Consider the following 21,524-nt stretch of genomic DNA (forward strand, 5'->3'; position numbering starts at 1 on the left):
GAAGGGCCGAGACATTCCGTCTCGGCCCTTCGTCGTTCCCGCCGCCCTTTCCGTAGAGTGAGCACCATGCGCCCCATCCCCGTGACCGCACGTCTCTCGACCGCCCTCGTCGTCGCCGGTCTGGGGGTCACCGGGCTGGTGGCGGCCGCCCCCACGACCGCGACGGCACTCGATTCCGCACCCGTCGCATCCGGTGTCACGGCGGGCGTCGACGACTTCTCGTTCTCGTCGTACGACGCCGACTTCTACCTCGGCACCGATGCCGACGGCCGCTCGACGCTCACCACCGTCGAGACGTTCGTCGCCGAATTCCCCGAGGCCGATCAGAATCGCGGAATCCGACGGGCCATTCCGACGGAGTACGACGGGCATCCGACCGATGTGCGCGTCGAGAGCGTGGTCGACCAGAACGGGGAGCCGCGCGGTTTCGAGGCGGAGACGAACGACGACGGAGACTTCCTCGTGGTCACCGTGCGCGCCGACGACTTCGTGCACGGAGCGCAGACCTACTCGTTCACGTACACGCAGCACAACGTCACGAGGCATGCCGACGACACCGACGTCGACGAGTTCTACTGGGACACGGTGGGCTTCGACTCGGTGCAGAGCTTCGGGTCCGCGACGGCCAGGGTGCACGTGCCGGATTCGCTCGACGGCTCGCTGACCGGAGAGGCGAGCTGCTACGCCGGGCCCTACGCGTCGAACACTTCCTGCCCGGTCACGAGCGAGTCGGGCGACGGCGAGACCGTCATCACCGCGGGCGGGGTGCCCCTCGGTGCGCACGAGAACGTGACCGTCGCCGTGGGGTTCGCCTCGAACACCTTCGTGCCGCGCGACGACTCGTACCTCGGCGCCTGGCAGGGATGGGCGCAGCTCGGCTCGGCGCTGGTCGCCCTGGCCGCGGCCGTGCTCGCGATCGTCTGGCGCACCACGGGTCTCCGGGATGCGCGCGGCCGGCCGACCATCATCGCCGAGTACACGCCGCCGCAGGCCGACGTCTTCACCTCGGCCGTGATCCTGAAGCGCACGAGCCGCGCCGCGGCATCCGGATTCGTCGCACTGGCTGTGCGGGGCAACCTGCAGATCGTCGAGAAGCCGAGCGAGAAGCTGTTCTCGAAGAAGCCGGAGTACTGGCTTCATGCGGTGCACAGCGACGGCCTGACGGCACAGGAGCTCGAGTTCTACCGGCTGATCTTCGACGATTCGACCGACGGCAGGCGCGAACTCAGCAAGACCGACACGGCACTCGCGAAGGGCGTGCAGACGTTCCTCAAGTCCGTGCAAACGAAGGCCATCGCCGACGGCTACTACAAGAAGGGAACGGCGGGTCGGAGCCTGCTGCTCTCGGTGGTCGCCTTCGCGGCCGGCATTGCCACGATCGTCTTCGGCGCCATGCTGAACTCGCAGGATCGGGGAGGGGCGCTGCCGTTCATTCCCATTGCGATCGGCATTCTGTGCGTCGGGCTGTCGTGGGTGATCCTGGCTCGCACGCCCCTCACCGCCTCCGGTGCCGAGCTGCGTGACTACCTCAAGGGCATCGAGCTCTACCTGACGGTGGCGGAGGAAGAGAGATTCCGCATGCTCCAGAGCCCCGAGGGGGCGCTGAAGACCCAGGTCAGCTCCCCTGACGGAGGCCAGATCGTGAAGATCTACGAGAGGCTCCTGCCCTACGCCGTGCTGTGGGGCGTCGAAGACGAGTGGGCGAAGGTGCTCGGAACGTACTACGAGAACCAGCAGACGCAGCCCGGGTGGTACGGCGGAACCGCGGGTTTCAACGCCGGATACTTCGCGGCCAGCGTCGGATCGTTCGCGGCCGCGTCTGCCGCAAGCTACTCGGGCAGCGCCGCCAGCACATCGTCGTCATCGAGCGGGGGATCCGGCGGCGGTGGATTCTCGGGAGGCGGCGGTGGCGGAGGTGGAGTGGGCGGCGTCTAGCCTGTCCAGCCCTCCGCGCGCAGGGCGTGCTCTCGGTAGCCTCGAACAATGACCAATTCTGCGAAGAGCGCCGCCCGCACCGCCACGAACAGTCGGGCGCTCGAGATCCTGGCCCGCACCGGCTTCGCCGTGCTCGGGCTGCTGCACATCCTGATCGGCGCCATCGCCATCGGCCTCGTCGGCGGATCGGGGGAGTCGGCCGACCAGTCTGGCGCCCTGAGCGAGCTCGCATCGAAGCCAGGGGGCATCGTCGTGATCTGGGTCGTCGCCATCGGACTCTTCGCCCTGACCCTCTGGCAGATCGCGCAGGTGTTCCTGCTTCAGGAGCCCGACCCGAAGAAGAAGTGGGGCCGACGCGTCTCCGAGCTCGGCAAGGGAATCGCCTACGGCGCCGTCGGTGCCACCGCCCTGACGTTCGCGCTCGGGGGGTCGTCGAGTTCGTCGGACTCGAGCCAGAGCCTCAGCGCGAAGCTGCTCGCGAGCCCCGGAGGCGTGATCCTGCTGGTGATCGTGGGACTCGTGGTCGCGGGCATCGGCGTGGCCTTCGTGGTGCAGGGAGTGTTGAAGAAGTTCGAGAAGCACCTGGTCATTCCCGCGGGCACCACCGGCAAGGTCGTGCGTGGACTGGGGATCGGCGGCTACGTGGCGAAGGGCATCGCCCTGTTCGTCGTGGGCGTGCTGTTCGTGGTGGCCGCCGTGACCGCCGACCCGGAGAAGGCATCCGGCCTCGACGGCGCCCTCAAGGCGCTCATCGACCTACCCTTCGGGAAGGTCATCCTGGTCGCGGTCGGAATCGGCCTGATCGCCTACGGCCTCTTCTGCGCGGCCCGCGCCCGCTGGGCGAAGCTCTAGCCGGCAGCAGGTACCACCGCGGACTGAAGGTATCGGCGCACCGGGTGCTACAGTCCGCAGTGGGTGCTACTGCTCAGCGAGTGCAGGGGAGTCCCGCCTCGAGCAGGATGCGGCGTAGTTCACGCTTGTTGTTGACGTCGGCCGGCACCCAGCGGCTGACTCCATCTCCTTGCGCTCGAAGGTGGTCTTCGCGGATCTTCTCCTCGACGACCGCATCGCCGGGCGACATGCGATCGAGGTACTCGGGCTTGAGATACTTGCCCTTTCCGTCGAACTCTCCGATGCGCCGGAACTCGGGCCACTCGAAGTCGGTGTAGTAGTAGCCGCCTCGCGGGTTGACATGGCGCACCTGCAGCTCCGGTGAAGGAAATCCGAGCTCTGCGATGACCACGCGGCTGTGCGTCTCGCCCGGGTTGTCGGCGCCTGGTCTGCTGAACTCCACGGCTCGACGAGCCCGACTGAAGCCGCGCACGGCGCCGAGCGAATCGACGCTCTCGAGCACAGCCGACTTCACGAGCGGCCGGAACAGCGTCGACCGTCTCTCGTGCAGCGCGAAGTCGAGGGCGGTGACCGCGGTGATGAAGGGACTGACTCGCGCGAGGTCGATGAGGGTGCGCAGGGGGCTGGTCACGAGCAGCCCGCCAGCCTGGACGACATCGTCGTCGGAAAGAAGCTCTTTGTGCACCGTCACTCCGTTCTTCGAATGCGCGCCTGAACTCGGCGATACGACAACATGAACTGTCGAGGGCATCGAGGGGCGGATGGGCATACCCCAGAAGACCGCAGCCGAGAGGTGGCCGATGATCGGCCGGGTGCGCCGAGTCTCGACGATGGCGTGAATCTGGGCGATGTGCCTGGCGCGTGGGTTCAGCGATGTCACCCGCTCGGTCTCGGCGTAGACGCCCCGATGTAACCGCGTCGACGTGCCCGACCGGTGGTCCCGTCGCACCTGGCGGGCTTCGCTGGGGGTGATGAAGGGACTGGAGGTGAGGATGAGCCCGGTACGTGCGTTCCTGAGGTGTTCGTTCATGCGAAGAGGCTGCCGTGCGGACGAGGCCTCCCTTGTCGACTCAGAGAATCTGGGGAGTACTCGCGACGCGCGCCCCGCGGGCAGGACTGGACTGCACCGTTTGCAGCAGGTACCGCCGCGGACTGAAGGTACCGGCGCACCGGGGACAACAGTCCGCAGCGGGTACTTCTGCGGGCGCAGCGGGTACGACTAGATCTCGTCGGACTCGAAAGGTTCTTCGCGGAGAAGGTCTTTCACACCCGACAGGATCTCGTCGGGGCGGAACGGGTACTTCTCGATCTCGGCCTGGTCGCTGATGCCGGTGAGCACCAGGATCGTGTGCAGGCCCGCCTCGATGCCGGCGACCACGTCGGTGTCCATGCGGTCGCCGATCATGCCCGTGTTCTCCGAGTGGGCGCCGATGCGGTTGAGCGCCGAACGGAACATCATGGGGTTGGGCTTGCCCACCACATAGGGCTCCATGCCCGTGGCCTTCGTGATCAGGGCGGCGACCGCCCCGGTGGCCGGCATCGGGCCCTCGGCGCTCGGCCCCGTCGCATCCGGGTTCGTGACGATGAACCGCGCACCGGCCGAGATCAATCGGATGGCGCGGGTGATCGCCTCGAACGAGTAGTTGCGCGTCTCGCCGACGACCACGTAGTCGGGGTCGGTGTCGGTCATGATGAACCCGGCCTCGTGCAGCGCGGTGGTGATGCCGGCCTCGCCGATCACGAAGGCGCTGCCGCCGGGCATCTGCGACTTGAGAAAGCTGGCGGTGGCGAGGGCCGAGGTCCAGATCGCCTCTTCGGGAACCTCGAGACCGGATGCGCGGAGCCGGGCGCTGAGGTCGCGCGGCGTGTAGATGGAGTTGTTGGTGAGCACGAGGTAGGGCTTGCCCTCGTCGCGCCACTGCTGCAGAAGCTCGGCCGCGCCCGGAAGCGCGCGGTTCTCATGAACGAGGACGCCGTCCATGTCGGTGAGCCAGCATTCGATCTCATCGCGTCGAGCCATGGGAGAGTCCTTTCGTCGCCTGCCCTGCTCAGCCTAGCCGCGTCGACCTTGCGCGCTCAGATCGCAGATGAGATCCAGATCGACGAGGTGCCGGATGCCGTCACGGGCACGAGCGCGCCGGTCGCGTCGGTCGCCGAGCCGGCCCGTACGACGACGACGCCCTCCGCCTCCTGCGACACGACCGTGACCGTGGTCGACGGGCGGATTCCCCCGGCGGCGAGCGAGAGGAGCAGGGACGGATCGCGATCGCTGATGCGCACGACCGTGCCCGTGGTTCCGACGCCGGCCTGCGAGAGCAGCAACGCCGGCGACGAATGGACCGTGCCGTCCGCCGACGGGATGGGGTCTCCGTGCGGGTCGCTCCTCGGATGTCCGAGGCGTGCATCGATCGCGTCGAGCAGTCGTTCGGAGATGGAGTGCTCGAGCACCTCGGCCTCGTCGTGCACCTCGTGCCAGTCGTAGCCCATCTCGTCGACCAGCCAGGTCTCGATGAGCCGGTGGCGCCGGATGACGCCCCGGGCCCGGGCGATGCCCTCGGCCGTGAGGGTCAGCGGCTTGTAGGGCTCGTAGTTGACGAGGCCGGCCGCGCTGAGCTTCTTCGCCATCTCGGTGACCGACGATGGAGCGACGCCCATGGTCGAGGCGAGTACGGAGGGGGTGACGGGGTCGGACTGCCACTCGGTGTGGTGGTAGATCGTCTTGAGATAGTCCTCGGCGGCCGAGTCGGCGTTCGGCTGGGTTCGTCGGGCCGGCTCGGGGATGCTCATGATCGCTCCAGCCTAGAGTCAGGCTCCGGTGAAGATGAGCACGAGCAGCGTCACGTTGAGAGTGACCAGCAGCACCGAGGCGATGATTCCGGCGACCGTGGTGTGCCAGCGGTTGGTGAATTCGCCGAGCAGTTGCCGGCGTGACGTGAGCCAGACCAGGGGGATCAGTGCGAACGGGATGCCGAACGAGAGCACGACCTGGCTGACGACGAGCGACCAGGTGGGGTCGAGCCCGACGCCGAGAATCACGAGCGCGGGGATGAGCGTGACCAGTCGACGCCACACGATGGGGATGCGCACGCGGAGCAGCCCGTGCATGATCTCGGCCCCCGCGTAGGCGCCGACCGAGGTCGAGGCGAGACCGGATGCGAGCAGTCCGACCGCGAACAGCGTCGCGACCACGCCGCCCATGGCCTGGCCGATCGCCGCGTGCGCGCCCTCGAGCGTGTCGGTTCCCGCCACTCCCTGCAGCGAGGTCGCGGCGAGGAGCAGGATGGCGAGGTTCACGGTCCCCGCGATGGCGAGGGCGATCGAGACGTCCCAGCGGGTGGCCGTGAGGAGTCGCCTCGTGCTGTGGTCGTGGCTGCGCACGGCGAAACGGTCGCGGGTGAGGGCGGAGTGCGCGTAGATGGCGTGCGGCATGATGGTGGCGCCCAGAATGGATGCCGCGAGCAGCACCGACGAGGGGCCCTCGAAGCGGGGCACGAGTCCGCCGACGACCGATGCCGCGTCTGGCGGATTGATCACGACGCCGGCCGCGAAGCCCACGGCGATGATCACGAGCAGCGAGATGATGACGCGTTCGAACGTCTTCTGCCGCCCCGACCCCTGCAGGATGAGCACGAGCATGGAGACGGTGCCGGTGATCGCGCCGCCGAGAAGAAGCGGCAGGTCGAACAGCAGCGAGAGGGCGATCGCCCCTCCGATGATCTCTGCGAGGTCGGTGGCCATGGCCACGAGCTCGGCCTGCACCCAGAAGAGCCTCCGACCCCAGGTCGAGCCGATGCGTTCGCCGAGCAGCTCGGGCAGGCTCTTGCCGGTCACGATGCCGAGCTTGGCGGAGAGGTATTGGATGAGCCACGCCATGACGTTGCCGAGCACGACGATCCACACGAGCAGGAACCCGAACGCGGCGCCCGCCGTCATGTTGCTGGCCACGTTGCCCGGGTCGAGGTAGGCCACCCCGGCCACGAGGGCGGGCCCGAGCAGCCATACGAGGTGCGAACCGCGGGGCGCTGCCGGCGTCGTCACCGGTGTGGGGGTGTGGAGCATGCCGCTACTGTAGCGAATTTTTAGGCGCGCCTAAAAATCCGTTCGTCGAGTCTGCCGAGACGCCCTTCGACGGGCTCAGGGAACGGAAGGGGACGGTAGCCTGAGGGGATGCCCGATGAGCCGGTTCCCGCGTCGCCGAATCCGTCCGTCGAACTCACCACCAACGGCGTCGGACCCTGGCAGGGCGATCTGCCCGACGACGAGGTCTACGACCCCGAGCTGCTTGCGGCCGGCGACTCGCGCAACGTGATCGATCGCTATCGCTACTGGCGCATGGACGCGATCGTCGCCGACCTCGACCTCGCGCGGCATCCCTTTCACGTGGCCATCGAGAACTGGCAGCACGATCTCAACATCGGATCGATCGTGCGCAGCGCCAATGCCTTCGGCGCCGACACGGTGCACATCATCGGCCGGCGCAGGTGGAACAAGCGCGGCGCCATGGTGACCGATCGCTACCAGCACGTGCTGCATCATCCCGACGTCGAGACTTTCGTCGCGTGGGCAGCGGATGCGGGACTGCCGGTCATCGCCATCGACAACGTGCCGGGCAGCGTCATCATCGAGACGTTCGCTCTTCCCTCCTCGTGCGTGCTGCTGTTCGGTCAGGAGGGCCCGGGCCTGTCGCCGGAAGCCCTCGAGGCCGCGCACGCGATCGTCGAGATCAGCCAGTTCGGCTCGACCCGCTCGATCAACGCCTCGGCTGCGGCCGCGGTCGCGATGCACGCGTGGATTCTGCAGCACGTCTCCTTCGGACAGGCGACGCCGGATACACAGCCGACGCCGGATACACTGACGACGTGACGTCTAAAGGCTCGCGAATCGGGGTAGCGATCGCCATCGTGGCCCTCACGCTGCCCATCGTGGCCCTGGGCGTGGTCTTCACCGGCATCGTCTCCACTCCCGTACCCGCCTCCGAGTCCACCTCCGGATCCGAGAGCGACCCGGGAGCGCCCATCGACAATCCGCTGCAGGGCCAGACCTTCTACGTCGATCCCGAGTCGCTCGCCGCGAAGGCGGCCGCCGCATCCGCCGCGGCCGATCAGGGCGGTTCGGACTCCACGGTGGCTCCGTCTGCTCAGACCGAGGTGCTCGACAAGCTCGCGGCCACCCCGGCGGCGATCTGGCTGGTCCCCGAGAGGTATCCGACCGCGACCGTCGCCGCCACGGTGACCGCGACTCTCGACGCGGCCGCCGCATCCGATGAGACGCCCGTCTTCGTGGTCTACGGCGTGCCGAACCGCGACTGCGGCAACCTCTCGTCCGGTGGCCTCACGGCGGCCGAATATCCCCTCTGGGTCGCCGAGATCGCGGGGGCCTTCGCCGACCGCTCGGCCATCGTCATCCTCGAGCCCGACGCGCTGGCCCTCGCGACCCAGTGCGGCAACGTCGACGAGCGCGTCGATCAGATCAAGGGCTCCGTCGACACCTTCTCGTCGACGCAGGCCGTCGTCTACCTCGACGGAGGGCACTCGACCTGGCTTCCGGCGACGCAGATGGCAGACCTGTTGAATCGCGCGGGCATCGCCGAGACGCGAGGCTTCGCCACGAACGTCTCGAACTACAACTCCACGGTCAAGGAGCGCGCATACGGCGAGAAGCTGTCATCGCTCACCGGCGACTCGCACTACGTGATAGACACGGGCCGCAACGGCAAGGGGTCCAACGGCGAGTGGTGCAATCCTTCGGGCAGAGCGCTCGGTGTCGCCCCGACCGTGGTCACCGACGCGGGTCACCTCGACGCCGAACTGTGGGTGAAGCCCCCGGGCGAGAGCGACGGCACCTGCAACGGCGGACCCGACGCCGGAACCTGGTGGCCCGAAAGCGCGCTGGAGCTGGCCGCCAATGCCGGCTGGTAGTCGCGCCCTTTGATAGTGTGCAGCGTACCGTTCAGGATTGGGGATCACTGTGGGCTATGAGGCGCAAGACAGACGGATGGCCGTCATCATCGAAGATGACGCAGACATCCGGCACCTGCTCGAGAGCGTTCTCACCCAGGCCGGCTTCGACGTCATAGCCACCAGCAACGGCCACGACGGAATTCAGGCGGTGCGGGCCTACGAGCCCATCGTCACGACCCTCGACGTGAGCATGCCCGGCATGGACGGCTTCGAGGTGGCCAAGCGCCTGCGCACCTTCAGTCAGACCTACATCGTGATGCTCACGGCCCGAGACGAGGAGATCGACACCCTGCAGGGGCTCGAGGCCGGTGCCGACGACTACCTCACCAAACCTTTCCGTCCTCGCGAGCTGCGCGCCCGCATCGACGCTATGCTGCGTCGCCCGCGTATGGCGTCGGCCGACGAGCCGGTTGCAGCCGTCGCTCAGGCGGCGCCTGCCGCGGTCGTGGCGCCGGTCGCCGAGGTTCCCGTCGTCGCTGCGGCACCCGTTGCGGCGGCTCCCGTCGCGCAGGCGCCGGCGGCGCGTTCGGCCGCGGAGCCGAGCACCAGAACGGGCGCTCATGCCGCGCCGGGCGCTCCGGATGCCGCACAGCCGGCCGCCCGCGAGACGTCGGAGGACGGCGGCGAGGGGTGGATCGAGCACAACGGGCTCCGTCTCAACCGTGAGATGCGCCTCGCGTCGCTCGAGGGCAAAGACCTCGATCTCACCCGCACGGAATTCGATCTGCTGGTCGCCGTCGTCGAATCGAAGCGTCGAGTGCGCACGAAGGCCGACCTGGCCCTGCTCCTGCGCGGCGAGAGCTACGTCACCGCCTACTACGTGACCGAGGCCGACAAACGCGCCGTCGAGGTGCACATGGGCAATCTGCGCAAGAAGCTCGGCGACAGCCTCACGACTCCCCGATGGCTCGAGACCGTGCGCGGCGTCGGCTACCGGCTCGCTGCACCCGACGAGTAAAGACCCGCCGGCTCCGCGCTCACGCGTTCGAGGTGAGTCCGAACCGCACGTCGAGTTCGACGCAGGTCTCGAGTCCGACCTGGTCGAGCCGCGAGAGGTGTCGCGTGCAGCCCTCGAAGTCCTGACGCTCGAGCGAGCTGTGCATCAGCGAGGCTGTGGCCTCGATGACCTGTGCACCGATCATCCTCGACGACGACCGGATGCTGAGGAGCACGACGTGCGTCTCCTCGGCATCCCGGCGGTCGAGGGCGTTCGTCAGCCTCCGGACACGGGTCTCCCAGAGGCTGACGAAATCGCGGGCGAAACGGGAACGCGCCCCCTCGTCCCGCCCCACCGAAGTGAGCAGGTCGCGGAGGGCGTCCTCGTCGAGAAGTCGGCTCATACCTTGTATCCGTGCTGGCGCTTGACGAGCTTGGCGAACATGGTGAGCGTCTGAAGAACCGTGATGACACCGAGCACGGGCCAGCCGATCCAGAGGATCGTGGACTGCAGCATGATGGGAAGCTGCATCCAGATGACGACCATCGCGACGATGATGCCGGCTGCGACGAGCAGCGGGGTGAGGTAGGCGTTGCCCGAGCCGCGCTCGGCCTTGGCCTGCTCTGCCCAGTTGTCGACCTGCTTGTTGCTGGCGAACTTCGACCACGCACGAACGAAGTGTCCGATGCGCACCCACATGTAGAGCTCGGCGGGGAACACCGCCATGGCGAAGAACGTGTCCCGCCAGCTGCGGTTCTTCATCGAGGCCGCGGTGCGCCAGTTCAGGGCGATGGCGACGACCGGCGGGATGAGCCAGACCGGGCTGAACACGAAGGCGCCGATCGAGAGCGACGCGATGAGCAGCAGGAAGAACAGGCCGCGGGTCACGATGTTGGCGACCATCGAGATGTTCTCGAGCCAGCGCAGGCGCAGGTTGGGGTGGAAGGGCTGGCCCTTCGTGTCGCCGCGCTGCCCGGGCCACATGAGCTCGATGGCGCCGAAGTTCCACTTGACCTGCTGGGCATCGAGGCCGCGCAGCGTGGTCATGCCGCCGACGTTGGCGCGGGCGCGGGCCGAGATCTTGGTGAGGTAGCCGGCGCTCTTGATCTGCAGCGAGAGCAGGGAGTCCTCGACCTCGCTGTCCTTCACCCACGGGGTGGCCTGGTGGCTGTCGGCCATGACCTCGCGCAGCGCCTTGATCGAGAAGATCGAGAACTGGCCGCCGAGAACGGCCATGTTGCGGCCGCGGAGCATGTTCTGCATGTTGAAGGCGGCGAACTGGGCGCGCTGGCCCGAGATGAGGAACTTGGCCATGGTGCCCTTGATGGGCGCCTCGTCGATCGAGTAGATCGCCGAGATGCCGCCGATGCGGGTGTCCGAGGCGATCTCGGCCTCGAGCGACTCGACGGCGTTGACGTCGGCCGTGGTGTCACCGTCGACGCCCAGCAGGTAGTCGCAGCCCTCGACCAGCGAGTAGCCGTAGTTGAGCGCGCCGACCTTCTTGTCGGGGTTCTCGCCGATGTCGTGGATGAAGACCTCGGTCTCCTGGGTGACGCCGTTGTCGGTGCGGCTGTGGGGGCCGGCGTAGGCGCTGGCGATCTCGACCGTCTTGTCGGTGGAGTTGTTGACGACCACGTGGATGACGTCGGGGAGGCGGGTCTGCGCCAGCAGCGACTCGAGGACCTCGGCGATGGAGTCGGCCTCGTTGTATGCGGGAACGATGCAGCCGACCATGGGGCGGTAGCTCGGCAGGGCATCGACGATGTCGATGAACTCGGTGGCGTAGGCGGCGAGTGCGGGGTCGACAGCCGGCTGGGGCTTCACGTAGCGGTTCGTCTCGGTCATGAATACAACAGTGCCGCAGTGAAATCAGGCTTTCGGCAAGCGAATGACAAGGTCTCCACAAGATATGCTCAAGATTCGCGCACCCCATGCGAGGGGTGAGAAGCGACGGTATGGGGGAGTGACGCATGATTCGCAGAAGCTGGAAGAACGCGGCCGCAGCTGCTGCCCTCGGCACGGCCCTGGTCGTGACCCTGAGCGGATGCGGCACCGCCCCGTGGGCCGCCGGCGAGACATCCGCCGCCACGTCGACGAAATCGTCGACTCCCACCCCCAAGGCCACGATCACCTCGGTCGTGAACGAGCTCGCCACCGGCTCCGCGCAGCACCAGCTGCAGGCCGGCGACGCGGCCCTCACCGCCAACTACTGGTCGACCCTGAGCATGGACCAGTGGACCGCCGAGGCGAACAAGCCCATCAGCTTCTCGCTGATCGCGGCCCTCGGAACCGATCAGGGCCAGGGGGTCTACCTCTCGCGGGTCAGCCTCGTCGTCGCCGTGGCCGGGCCGAAGGGCTCCCTCGATGCTCCGGCTCCGCTGAGCGACCAGGCCTCCGTCGCGCCGGGCTACGACATCAAGTCGCCCTACAGCTACAGCCAGACCTTCATCCTGCCCGCGATCGACCCGGCCGCCACCAGCGTGACCCTGTCGTTCACCTACGAGCTGCTCATCCAGACCACGCCGACGTCGGGCACCTACGCCAAGCAGACGGCCAGCGACCAGGTCACGATCGCCATCGCGGAGTAGACCGCACTGGCGCGGAGCAGCGCGGATATCGCTCAGGCGGTCGTGCTGACCTCGATGTGATTGCCCCCGGCGGCCTTGCTTCGTTCGACCGCGCCGACCACGGCCGTGGTGAGGTCCGGCAGCGCGTACCCGTGGTCGAAGCTGTCGGCGACACCGAGACTGGCCGTGAGTCTGATCTTCTGCCCGTCCGGCAGGGGGTTGTCGACCAGCGCGATCTGGATGCGCTCGGCGACGGCGAGGGCCTCGGTCGCACTGGCGACCGCGACGAGCACGAAGAAGCGCCCCGCTGCCGGATGCCCGAGGGCCGCCATCACGGGAACGGTGCCGCGCAGCGTCTGGGCGAAGCTCGAGATCGCCTCGTCACCCGCCGCGCGACCGAATGCGGTGTTCACCTCGGGCAGGCGGTCGATGTCGGCCGCGATCAGGGCGACGCCCTGCCCGGCGTTCTCGGCGCGCTCGAGGTGATCCTCCGCGGACTGCACGAAGGACTCCGCCGACAGCACGCCTGATCGGGAGAGGATGCCGACGCTCAGGTCGCCGACCGCGCTGTCGCCGCCGCGCTCGGCCCGCAGCACCGAGACGGTGATCGCGGCGCTGATGATCAGCGCCATCGTGACCACGGCCGCGATGCCCGAGTTGAAGTACGCGGTGAAGGCCGGGCCGTCCGGGCCCGTGATGAGGAACACGATGGTGCGGGCGAGCATAAATATCGCCACGATCCAGAGCACGATTCCGAGGGAACGTCCGTTCACGTTGCGGCGCAGTCGGCCGCGCTGCAGTTCGACCCCGCCCAGAACACTGAGAATGGCGAGGCCGAACCACAGCACGGGCGCTCCGGCCCAGGTGCCCTCGCCGGGGGTCTGAAGCGCGGTCGCGACGGCGACGACGAGGGCCACGACGACGACGACCCAGAGCAGCGGCGGGCGGCGATTGTGCAGACGTGCGCCGCACCAGAGGGCGCCGATCGCCGAGACGTAGGCCACGTTGCCGACGAGCAGGCCCCACCACGCACCGGGAACCGCGGCCTCCACGCCGTAGCCGGCCGCCACCGTTATGCCGCCGATGAACCCGAGGCTCCACATGCGCCCGGTCGCGTCGTTCCGGGTGAACGACGTGTTGAGGATGAACGAGACACCGCAGAGCACGACCGCGAGGCTGGACATGGTCATGAGGGTCACAACGTCGAAGGTCATGGGGTCTCCTCGCCTGCCGGCTGCCGCTCTGCCATCGGCACGGTCATGATCGCCGTGGTTCCCTTGCCGCGTGCCGACTCGAGCCGCAGGTCGCCGCCGTGCTGGTGCACGATGTCGCGACTGATGCTGAGCCCCAGGCCCGAGCCGTGCACGGCCGAATTGCGCACGGAGTCCGCCCGGTAGAAGCGGTCGAACAGATGGGCCTGCTCCGAATCGGTCATGCCTCGGCCGGTGTCGTGCACGCGCAGCTCGGCGACGCCGTCGGAGGACGCCTGGAGGCTCACCTCGATGCGCCCGTAGGGCACGTTGTACTTCACCGCGTTCGACAGGAGGTTGTCGACGACCTGTCGCAGGCGGAACGCGTCGGCGTCGAAGACCAGCGGTTCGAGCTCGGGGGTCGTGAAGGCGATGTGGCTGATGGATGCGACGGGCGTGATCGACTCGATTCCGTCGCGCACGATCTGGGCCAGGTCGCACGGCGCGAACACCATCAGCAGGGTCTGCGTCGAGTCGCTGGCCGCCGTCAGCAGGTCGGCCACGATGCCCAGCATGCGATCGGCGTTGCGCGAGGTGATCTCGAGCATCGCCCGAGTGCTGTCGGGGATGTCCTCGTCGAGGGCGAGCTCGGTGTAGCCGACGATCGAGGTGAGCGGCGTGCGCAGCTCGTGCGACACCGACGCCACGAGATCGTCGCGGGCCTTGACCGCCTTGAGCTCGGCCGTGATGTCGCGGAAGACGATGACTCCGCCGTCATAGTGCCCGTGCTCGTCGATGACGGGGCGCGACGACGTGAGGATGGCCGCCTGGGCCTCTCCGGGATCGCCGAACCACACCGTCTCCCTGTCGATCGTCTCTCCGCGCAGAGCGCGCTGGAACGGCCTGTCGCGCTCCTCGTAGGGGGTCGTGCGGTCCTCCCGGTAGACGACGGCAGGAACGATCGATCCGTCGCCGACGCCGAAGGGCGCCACCATCTCGCGCTGGGCGCGGTTGATGAGATTCACCCGGCCCGAACCGTCGAAGCCGATCACGCCGAAGTCGACGGCGTCGAACAGTTCGTCGAGCGTCTGTTTCTGTCGTCGGGAGCTCTGCAGCGCCTGCTCGAAGAGGTCGGCCTGCTGCTGCAGCAGCGATCTCTGCGCGGCCGCCCTGCGGGTCGTGGAGTAGACGGTCGTGGCGACGAAGCCGAGCACGATCGGCACGATTCCCAGGCGGGGAAGAATCGCCGGATCGATCGACATGGTGCCCTCGCGCAGCAGTTCGCCGCCCCAGGTCAGCGCGGTCGGCAGCGCGACACTCGTCGCGGCACCCCAGAAGCCGAAGTGCATCGCCATCCAGATCGCGGGGAAGACGAAGAGAAAACTCGCACCCAGTCCCGGCTGATCCTGTCGGATGAACGAGATGGCCAGGATGTCGAGCACAGGCAGCGACGCGATCCAGATCTTGTCGATCCGGCGCCACGGAATCGCCGCCGCGAGGCCCGTGACGGCGAAGACCGTGACGACTCCGGCGAAGAACATGGGAGATGCGAGGGCGAGCGGATCGATGAGGAATGAGATCGTCGAGAGCACCAGCGTGGCCCCGGCCAGCAGGAGCTGGGAGAGAAAGACCGATCGCTCGACGGCGGAACGGGCCATCGCCCGACTGTCCCCCGACACAGCTACCACAGTCGTAGCGTAGCAACCGGCGGGAGGCGCGAATACCCGGCCGTTCTCAGGGAGCCGGCGCGTAAGGTCGAGCGTATGCGCACACAGTGGATGGCCGCCCTCGTCGGAGTGCTGTCTGCCCTCGTCGTGCTGGCCGTGGCCGAGGTCGTGGCCGTCTTCGTCTCCGCCTCCTCATCGCCTTTCTTCGCGGTCGGCCAGCTCGCCATCGACCTGGCACCCGGCTGGCTGAAAGAGACGATGATCGGCCTCTTCGGCACCGGCGACAAGATCGCCCTCTTCGTGATCCTCGGCATCGTGGTGGTGGCGTTCGCCGCGCTCGCGGGGGTCATCGAGCGCCGCCGAAAGCCCCTCGGAGTCGCCGTGCTGGTGCTGTTCTCGGCCATCGCGGTCGTGGCGGTGCAGACCCGGCCCGAGGCCAGCGCCCTCTGGGCCTTCCCGACCGTGCTGGGAATGATCGCCGGAGTACTGGTGCTGCGTTCGGGCATCGGGCGGCTCGGGGCCTGGGTCGACGCGCCGGCGAGTGCCTCCGCGGGAATGCGCAGGCGGCAATTCCTCACCTTCGCAGGGGTCACGGGTGCGGTCGCGGTCATCGCCGCCGTCGGCGCCCGCGCGATGAACGCCAGCACAGCGGCGGTCACCGCCATCCGGCAGGCGATCACCCTGCCCGCCCCGGCGACGGCGGCGCCGGCGATCCCCGCAGGAACGAGCCTCGACGTCGAGGGCATCACCACGCTCGTGACCCCGAACGAGCAGTTCTATCGCATCGACGTCGCTCTGCAGGTGCCGCAGATCGACCCCGACTCCTGGCAGCTGAAGATCACCGGGCTCGTCGACACCGAGGTGACGATCGGCTACGCCGAGCTTCTCGCCCTGCCGCTCACCGAGCATGTCACCACGATCGCCTGCGTCTCGAACGAGGTCGGGGGAGGCCTGATCGGCAATGCGACCTGGCTCGGCTACCCGATCCGCGAACTCCTCGCCAAGGCCGGGCCGCAGGCGGGGGCCGACATGGTGCTGTCGTCGGGACCCGACGGATTCAGTGCCGGCACGCCGATCGAGGCCCTCACCGACCCGGACCGCGAGGCGCTTCTGGCCGTGGGCATGAACGGCGAGCCGCTGCCCACCGAACACGGCTTCCCGGCCCGGATGATCGTGCCCGGCCTCTTCGGCTACGTGTCTGCCACCAAATGGGTCACCGAGATGCGGGTCACGCGCTTCGCCGACGCCCAGGGGTATTGGACTCCGCGCGGCTGGGACGCGCTCGGGCCCGTGGTGACCGAGTCGAGGATCGACGTTCCGCTGTCGGGCCAGACCGTCGCATCCGGAACCGTCGCGATCGCGGGCGTCGCCTGGGCACCGCACACCGGCATCGCCGGGGTCGAGGTGCGCATCGACGACGGGGCCTGGCAGCCCGCGACCCTGGCCGCGCCGATCTCCGACGACACCTGGGTGCAGTGGGTGCTGCAGTGGCCGGCGACCTCCGGCTCGCACACGATCGCCGTGCGGGCGACTGACAAGTCGGGGTACACGCAGACACAGCAGGAGGCACCGCCCGCCCCCAGCGGCGCGACCGGATGGGACACGATCACGGTCACCGTCGAGGGCTGATCCCCTCGCGTGCGGCGCGGCCCGTGTCGGGCAGGTAGCCTGAACGACGGAAAAAGATCGTGAGGGAGAGTCGTTTGCCGCGAACAGAAAGCCTCGATCCGGGTGCGCCGCAGCCTTTTCAGGTCGATCTCCGCGGTGTCGTCGATCTTCTCTCGAGGCATATCTACTCGAGTCCGCAGGTGTTTCTGCGTGAGCTGATGCAGAACGGGCGCGACGCCGTCATCGCCAGGCGACAGCAGGTCGCCGAGCCCATAGCCGGTGGCGGCGGAATCTGGATCACCCCCTTCGGCGGCGAGGGAACGGAGTTCGTCTTCCGCGACGAGGGAATCGGACTGACGCTCACCGATGTGGGGGAGCTGCTCGCCACCGTCGGCCGGTCGTCGAAGCGGGATCTGTTCGATCTTCCGCGCACCGACTACCTCGGCCAGTTCGGGATCGGACTGCTCAGCTGCTTCATGGTGGCCGACCGCATCGTGATCCGGTCGCGTCCGGCGGCGGGAGGGGCCGGTGTCGAATGGATCGGCGCCACCGACGGAACGTACACGGCACGCGAACTCGACGAGCGCGAGACCGCCGCACTGGCGATCGGCACCGAGGTTCGCCTGATCCCCCTGCCCGGCATGGCCGAGCTGCTGTCGAGCGCGTCGATCGTCCCCCTCGCAACCCGCTTCGGAGAGTTCCTCGATCTGCCCGTGCACATCACTCTGCCGCGCGGAGGCGAGGAGACCATCAATCGCGATGCCGTCTTCCTGCACTCGAGCACCGAGCCGTCGGCGCAGCTAATCGCCTACGGAGCCGAGCTGCTCGGAGCGACCCCCTTCGACGTCATCCCGCTCGTCGTTCCCGGCACGGCAACGCGGGGAACGGCCTTCGTGCTTCCCTACGCGCCGCCGCCCGGCTCCCGCCAGTCGACCCGCGTCTACCTCGGCCGGATGCTTCTCGGTGAACGCATCGACGAGCTGCTGCCCGACTGGGCCTTCTTCGTTCGTGCCGTGATCGACACCGAAGGCCTGCAGCCCACTGCATCGCGCGAGCAGCTGGTCGAGAACGAGGCGCTCGAGTACACCCGGGCGGAACTCGGTTCGGCGCTTCGCCGATGGATTCTGCAGAAGGCGCTGGCCGAGCCCCACCGGCTCGCCGAGTTCGTGGCCATCCATCACGTCGCACTCAAGTCGCTCGTCGTGCACGACGACGAACTCGCGGGTGTGCTGGCCCGCTGGCTCTCGGTCGAGACCTCGGCGGGCCCGATGACGCTCGACGCCGTCATGCAGCGCTCGGCGCACGTGCGTTACGCCGAGACCGTCGACGAGTTCAGGCAGGTCGCGGCCTTCGCAGACCGATCATCGCCCATCGTGAACGGCGGATACATCTACGACGCGGAGATCGTGCGTCGGCTGCCCGACATCGTCGCCGGGGTCACTGTCGAACGCGTCACCGTGCTCGGAGAACTCGACAACCTCGACTCGCCGCCCATGGCGGACCGAGCCATCGCCCACACCCTCGAGGAGCGCGCCACGGCGGCGCTGCTCGACGTGTCGTGCGACGTCGACGTGCGGAGCTTCGAGCCGGCCGACCTTCCGGCGCTCGCGGTCGCCGACCCCGATGCCCTGCGATCGATCGGCCGTGCCGCGTCGCAGAAGGCCGCGCCCCCGCTGTGGGGTTCTGTGCTCGGTCGCGTCGACAAGGCGGCGGCCGCACGGCGCGGCGACGAGTCATCCTCCCGCCTGAGGCTCTGCCTCAACTGGAACAACCCCCTGGTGCGCACCCTCGCGGCCACCCACGACGACGCCGTCTTCAGCCGGAGCATCCAGCTCGTCTACGTTCAGGCCCTGCTCGCCGGCCACCGGCCGCTGCAGACCACCGACCGCCGGATGCTCACCTCGGCCCTGTCGGACCTGGTGCACCTCAGCGTCGGCCTGCCCGCCTCCCCCTCTCGAGAAAGCGACGAGTCCTAGATGTCACGCAGCACGATCCTGGATTTGTTCACGCAGATCGACGCCTTGCCCTTCGGCGCGGCCGAGCGGTCGCTCATCGACCAGGCCATCGCCGCGGCCGATGAGGAGGGCGAAGACGCACTCGCCTATGAGGCCCGACTCAGGCTCACCGCGTCGGCCAAGATGACAGGCGACACCGACGCCATGCTCGCCTCGTTCGGCTGGTGCCTCGGTAGACACGACAGCGACCCGGCCCGTTTTCCGTTGAAGGTCGGCGAGCTCGATCTGCTGTGGCAGTTCAAGTGGATGGCGGGCACGCTCGGCGCGTCGCCCGTGTTTCCGCGCGCCGAGATCGAGGCCGTGCTCGACGAGATGGAGACGCGGTACCGCAGGGCCGGAGTCGGCCTGAGCGGTGTGCTCCAGGCGCGCTTCGACGACGCGGTCGACAACCTGAGCGAAGCAGAGGCGGAGACTGCACGGGCTGCGCTTCGCCGCGAACCGCGCGACGAGTACAGCCACTGCGACGCCTGCGTGCGAAGCGAAGACGCCGCCTACCTCGCGTCGGTGGGGCGGGAGGCGGAGGCGATCGAGCGCTTCGACGAGATCGTCGAACAGAATCTGAGCTGCGGCGAGGAGCCGGAGACCGCACTGGGCCGTGGACTTCTCTCATGGCTGCGCGCCGGCGAACTCGAGACCGCGAAGGCCGCCCATCTGCGCAGCTACCGGCTGGCGCGGTCGAATTCCGACAACATCGGCATCATCGCGAACCACCTCGTCTTCTGCGCGGTGACCGGCAATGCGGCTCGAGGTCTGAGCCTGCTCGAGCGCCACATCGGCTGGCTCGCCCACGACTCGCTCAATGCCCGCGCGCATTTCGCGGCGCTGCGCTCGTTCGGCGTCCTGCTCGATGCGGTCGTTCGAAGCGGCCACGGCGACGCCGCGGTGCGCGTTGCGGGGGCGCCGGCGCTCGAGCCGTTCTTCGGGCCGCACGAGGGGGAGTGGAGCGCCGCCGAGCTGGCCGCCGCCTCCTGGCTGGCCGCCGAACGCCTGGCCCACGCTTTCGACGAGCGCAACGGCAACGACCGGCACGCGAGGCTCGTCGAGCAGTCCCGTGCCCTCGCCGACGAGCACTACGACCTGCCGCTGCAGGGAGAGGGCTTCCTCCCCACCATCCCGTCGGCGACCGAGGCCGACCCGGTGGATGCCGCGGGCTGGCTCGTGCGCGCCCGCGAGCTGATGGGCACGGGCGCCTACGGCGACTCCGTGACCGCCGCCAGGCGTGGTCTCGAGGCCGGCCGCCTCGAGGACGTGCCTCTCGACCGGAGCCCGGCCGGGCGCATCCGGTCGCTGCTCTACGCCGTGCTGATTCAGGCTCTCATCGCGGCCGGAGACACCGACGAGGCGGCGGCCCGACAGATCGATCGCATCGCCGTGCTGCGAGACATGGGCTGCGACGACCAGGCCGACATCGAGGTCGTGCTCGGCCTCATCATGCTCGGCACGGCCGTCGACGACGACGTGCACGTTCTCGAGATGACCCTTCAGGCGGCGGATGCGCGGGGTGCCGACGGCGAGACCCGCGCCGACCTCGCGCTCACGCTCGGCTCGGTGCACCTGCAGGAGGGGCGCGCCGAAGAGGCCCTCGTTCTCTTCCGCCGGGCGTTGGAGCTGCTCGACGAGTCGCCCGACAGCCCCATGTGGATCTCGGCACTGATGTTTCTGTCGCACGCGCTCGCGCGAACCGACGAGCTGGCCGAGGCCGTCGCGACGCTGGATCGCCTTCTCGAGCTCGACCTCGATCGAGCGTTCCGCGCGACCGCTCATCATCTTCTGGCCCAGCTCGCCGGCGCGGAGGGCGAACTCGAGCCCGGTCTGGCGGCTGCCGACGCGGCCCTGGCCCTGTGGACCCGGCTCGGTCACCGCTCCGGCATGGTCGACTCCGCTGTTCTCAGCGCGTCGCTGCTGCGCGACGCGGGCCGCCTCGACGAGGCTGTGACCCGGTGGCGCCTCGCCGTGCGCGAGGCCGAACTGGCCGAGAGGCCGGATGTCGACGGGCTGCGCTACGGCCTGGGTCGGCTGCTCGTGCAGGCCGGCCAGCCAGAGGCGGCGGCCGAGGTTCTCGACGACGTGTATTCCTCCGAGGTCTCGTCGGATGCTGCGCCGGGCGCCCGTGCCGAGACGCTGTTCTGGCTGGGCCAGGCGCATCGGCAGTCCGGCGACGGGTCGTCGGCCTACGGTGCCTGGAGCCGTGCGATCGAGCTCTACGCCGAGGCCGAGGACCCCATCGGTGCGACGCACGCGGGTATCGCGCTCGGCGGACTCCTGCTGGCCTACGAAGACGAGCAGTCGGTCCCGGTGCTCGAGGAGGCTCTGGCCTCGGCCCGCGGTACCGACGAACTGCAGCTGCTCGTCGAGGCCCTGCACTCGCTGGGCCGCGCACGCTGCAGCTTCGGAGACCCGGCCGGGCTCGCCGAGCTCGACGAGGTCCTGGCCATCGCGCAAGCGGAGGAGGCGGAGTGGCTCGCCGCCGACGTCAGCGACTCGAAGGCGCGGGCGCTGCAGCAGCTGGACCGTCTCGCCGAGGCCGTGCCCGTGGCGCTCGCGGCGGCCGACGGCTATTCGGCATCCGGCGATGAGGTGGCCGCGGGCCTTGCCGAACTGCTCGCCGCGCGCATGCTCGTCGCGCAGCAGAACGCCGAGGCGGCCGTGACGATCTACCGGGGCGCCCTCGAGCGCCTCGGCGACGTTCCGCAGGCTCGCGTCGCCGCAGCGCTCGAGTTGGGAGACGCCCTCGAGCAGCTGGGTCGGCACGCCGAGGCGGCGGAGGTCCGCGCCACCGTCGACGCGAGCTGA

17 protein-coding genes are annotated in these 21,524 nt (G+C 68.6%); 9 read left to right on the plus strand and 8 right to left on the minus strand.

All coding sequences use genetic code 11. The features are described from left to right. Nucleotides 1-66: 66 nt before the first annotated feature. On the plus strand, nt 67-1,935 hold the full coding sequence (locus QCD70_RS17630) for a DUF2207 domain-containing protein (RefSeq protein ID WP_301218706.1): 1,869 nt from the start codon (nt 67-69) through the stop codon (nt 1,933-1,935). A 48-nt stretch (nt 1,936-1,983) separates the two neighbouring features. Next, on the plus strand, nt 1,984-2,787 hold the full coding sequence (locus QCD70_RS17635; protein WP_301218708.1) for a DUF1206 domain-containing protein: 804 nt from the start codon (nt 1,984-1,986) through the stop codon (nt 2,785-2,787). Nucleotides 2,788-2,860: 73 nt separating this feature from the next. On the opposite strand, the gene QCD70_RS17640 is transcribed toward QCD70_RS17635, so the two are convergent. The 4 genes from QCD70_RS17640 to QCD70_RS17655 all read right to left on the minus strand — a co-directional run bounded on the left by QCD70_RS17640 (nt 2,861) and on the right by QCD70_RS17655 (nt 6,846). Continuing rightward, entirely contained in the window at nt 2,861-3,817 is a 957-nt protein-coding gene (locus QCD70_RS17640) for a type IV toxin-antitoxin system AbiEi family antitoxin domain-containing protein (protein WP_301218710.1), read from the minus strand. A 189-nt stretch (nt 3,818-4,006) separates the two neighbouring features. Further along, entirely contained in the window at nt 4,007-4,807 is an 801-nt protein-coding gene (locus QCD70_RS17645; protein WP_301218712.1) for an HAD-IIA family hydrolase, read from the minus strand. 56 nt (nt 4,808-4,863) lie between these two features. After that, entirely contained in the window at nt 4,864-5,574 is a 711-nt protein-coding gene (locus tag QCD70_RS17650; protein ID WP_301218714.1) for a metal-dependent transcriptional regulator, read from the minus strand. 18 nt (nt 5,575-5,592) lie between these two features. Continuing rightward, nucleotides 5,593-6,846, minus strand: coding sequence for an Nramp family divalent metal transporter (locus tag QCD70_RS17655; protein ID WP_301218717.1), 1,254 nt, complete (start codon nt 6,844-6,846; stop codon nt 5,593-5,595). A gap of 108 nt (nt 6,847-6,954) precedes the next feature. Here QCD70_RS17655 and QCD70_RS17660 point away from each other — a divergent pair, with 108 nt between their 5' ends. From QCD70_RS17660 to QCD70_RS17670, 3 genes are read left to right on the plus strand one after another with little or no spacing between them, the layout of a single operon-like run. Next, nucleotides 6,955-7,650, plus strand: a complete 696-nt coding sequence (locus QCD70_RS17660) for a TrmH family RNA methyltransferase (protein ID WP_301218719.1) — start codon at nt 6,955-6,957, stop codon at nt 7,648-7,650. Continuing rightward, the gene (locus tag QCD70_RS17665; protein WP_301218721.1) at nt 7,647-8,705 is read left to right on the plus strand and encodes a glycoside hydrolase family 6 protein; all 1,059 of its coding nucleotides are present in this window, start codon (nt 7,647-7,649) and stop codon (nt 8,703-8,705) included. Before QCD70_RS17660 ends, QCD70_RS17665 begins: the two co-directional genes overlap by 4 nt. 37 nt (nt 8,706-8,742) lie before the next feature. After that, nucleotides 8,743-9,705: a response regulator transcription factor gene (locus QCD70_RS17670; RefSeq protein ID WP_441004955.1), complete on the plus strand. Its 963-nt coding sequence runs from the start codon at nt 8,743-8,745 to the stop codon at nt 9,703-9,705. Nucleotides 9,706-9,724: 19 nt separating this feature from the next. On the opposite strand, the gene QCD70_RS17675 is transcribed toward QCD70_RS17670, so the two are convergent. Both QCD70_RS17675 and QCD70_RS17680 read right to left on the minus strand, forming a co-directional pair. Further along, nucleotides 9,725-10,087, minus strand: coding sequence for a hypothetical protein (locus tag QCD70_RS17675; RefSeq protein ID WP_301218723.1), 363 nt, complete (start codon nt 10,085-10,087; stop codon nt 9,725-9,727). Further along, nucleotides 10,084-11,529 carry a glycosyltransferase gene (locus QCD70_RS17680; RefSeq protein ID WP_301218725.1) on the minus strand — a complete coding sequence of 482 codons (1,446 nt, stop codon included), beginning with the start codon at nt 11,527-11,529 and terminating at the stop codon, nt 10,084-10,086. Before QCD70_RS17680 ends, QCD70_RS17675 begins: the two co-directional genes overlap by 4 nt. Before the next feature lie 125 nt (nt 11,530-11,654). On the opposite strand from QCD70_RS17680, the gene QCD70_RS17685 reads away from it, so the two are divergent. Beyond that, nucleotides 11,655-12,272 carry a hypothetical protein gene (locus tag QCD70_RS17685; RefSeq protein WP_301218727.1) on the plus strand — a complete coding sequence of 206 codons (618 nt, stop codon included), beginning with the start codon at nt 11,655-11,657 and terminating at the stop codon, nt 12,270-12,272. A 32-nt stretch (nt 12,273-12,304) separates the two neighbouring features. Here the strand turns inward: QCD70_RS17685 and QCD70_RS17690 are convergent, their stop codons facing one another. Continuing rightward, complete coding sequence (locus QCD70_RS17690; protein WP_301218729.1) at nt 12,305-13,465, minus strand: GGDEF domain-containing protein; 1,161 nt, start codon at nt 13,463-13,465, stop codon at nt 12,305-12,307. Beyond that, nucleotides 13,462-15,099, minus strand: a complete 1,638-nt coding sequence (locus QCD70_RS17695) for a sensor histidine kinase (protein WP_301218731.1) — start codon at nt 15,097-15,099, stop codon at nt 13,462-13,464. The genes QCD70_RS17690 and QCD70_RS17695 overlap by 4 nt, the downstream gene beginning before the upstream one ends. A 105-nt stretch (nt 15,100-15,204) precedes the next feature. On the opposite strand from QCD70_RS17695, the gene QCD70_RS17700 reads away from it, so the two are divergent. From QCD70_RS17700 to QCD70_RS17710, 3 genes are all read left to right on the plus strand, one after another. Then, nucleotides 15,205-16,737 (plus strand): molybdopterin-dependent oxidoreductase, encoded by a 1,533-nt coding sequence (locus tag QCD70_RS17700; RefSeq protein WP_301218733.1) that lies wholly within the window; start codon nt 15,205-15,207, stop codon nt 16,735-16,737. A gap of 74 nt (nt 16,738-16,811) precedes the next feature. Continuing rightward, a complete protein-coding gene (locus QCD70_RS17705; protein ID WP_301218735.1) occupies nt 16,812-18,692 on the plus strand; it encodes an HSP90 family protein in 1,881 nt (626 codons plus the stop codon). After that, nucleotides 18,693-21,524 carry a hypothetical protein gene (locus QCD70_RS17710; protein WP_301218737.1) on the plus strand — a complete coding sequence of 944 codons (2,832 nt, stop codon included), beginning with the start codon at nt 18,693-18,695 and terminating at the stop codon, nt 21,522-21,524.

The organism is Agreia sp. PsM10 (genome assembly GCF_030433855.1).
Lineage (GTDB): Bacteria > Actinomycetota > Actinomycetes > Actinomycetales > Microbacteriaceae > Agreia.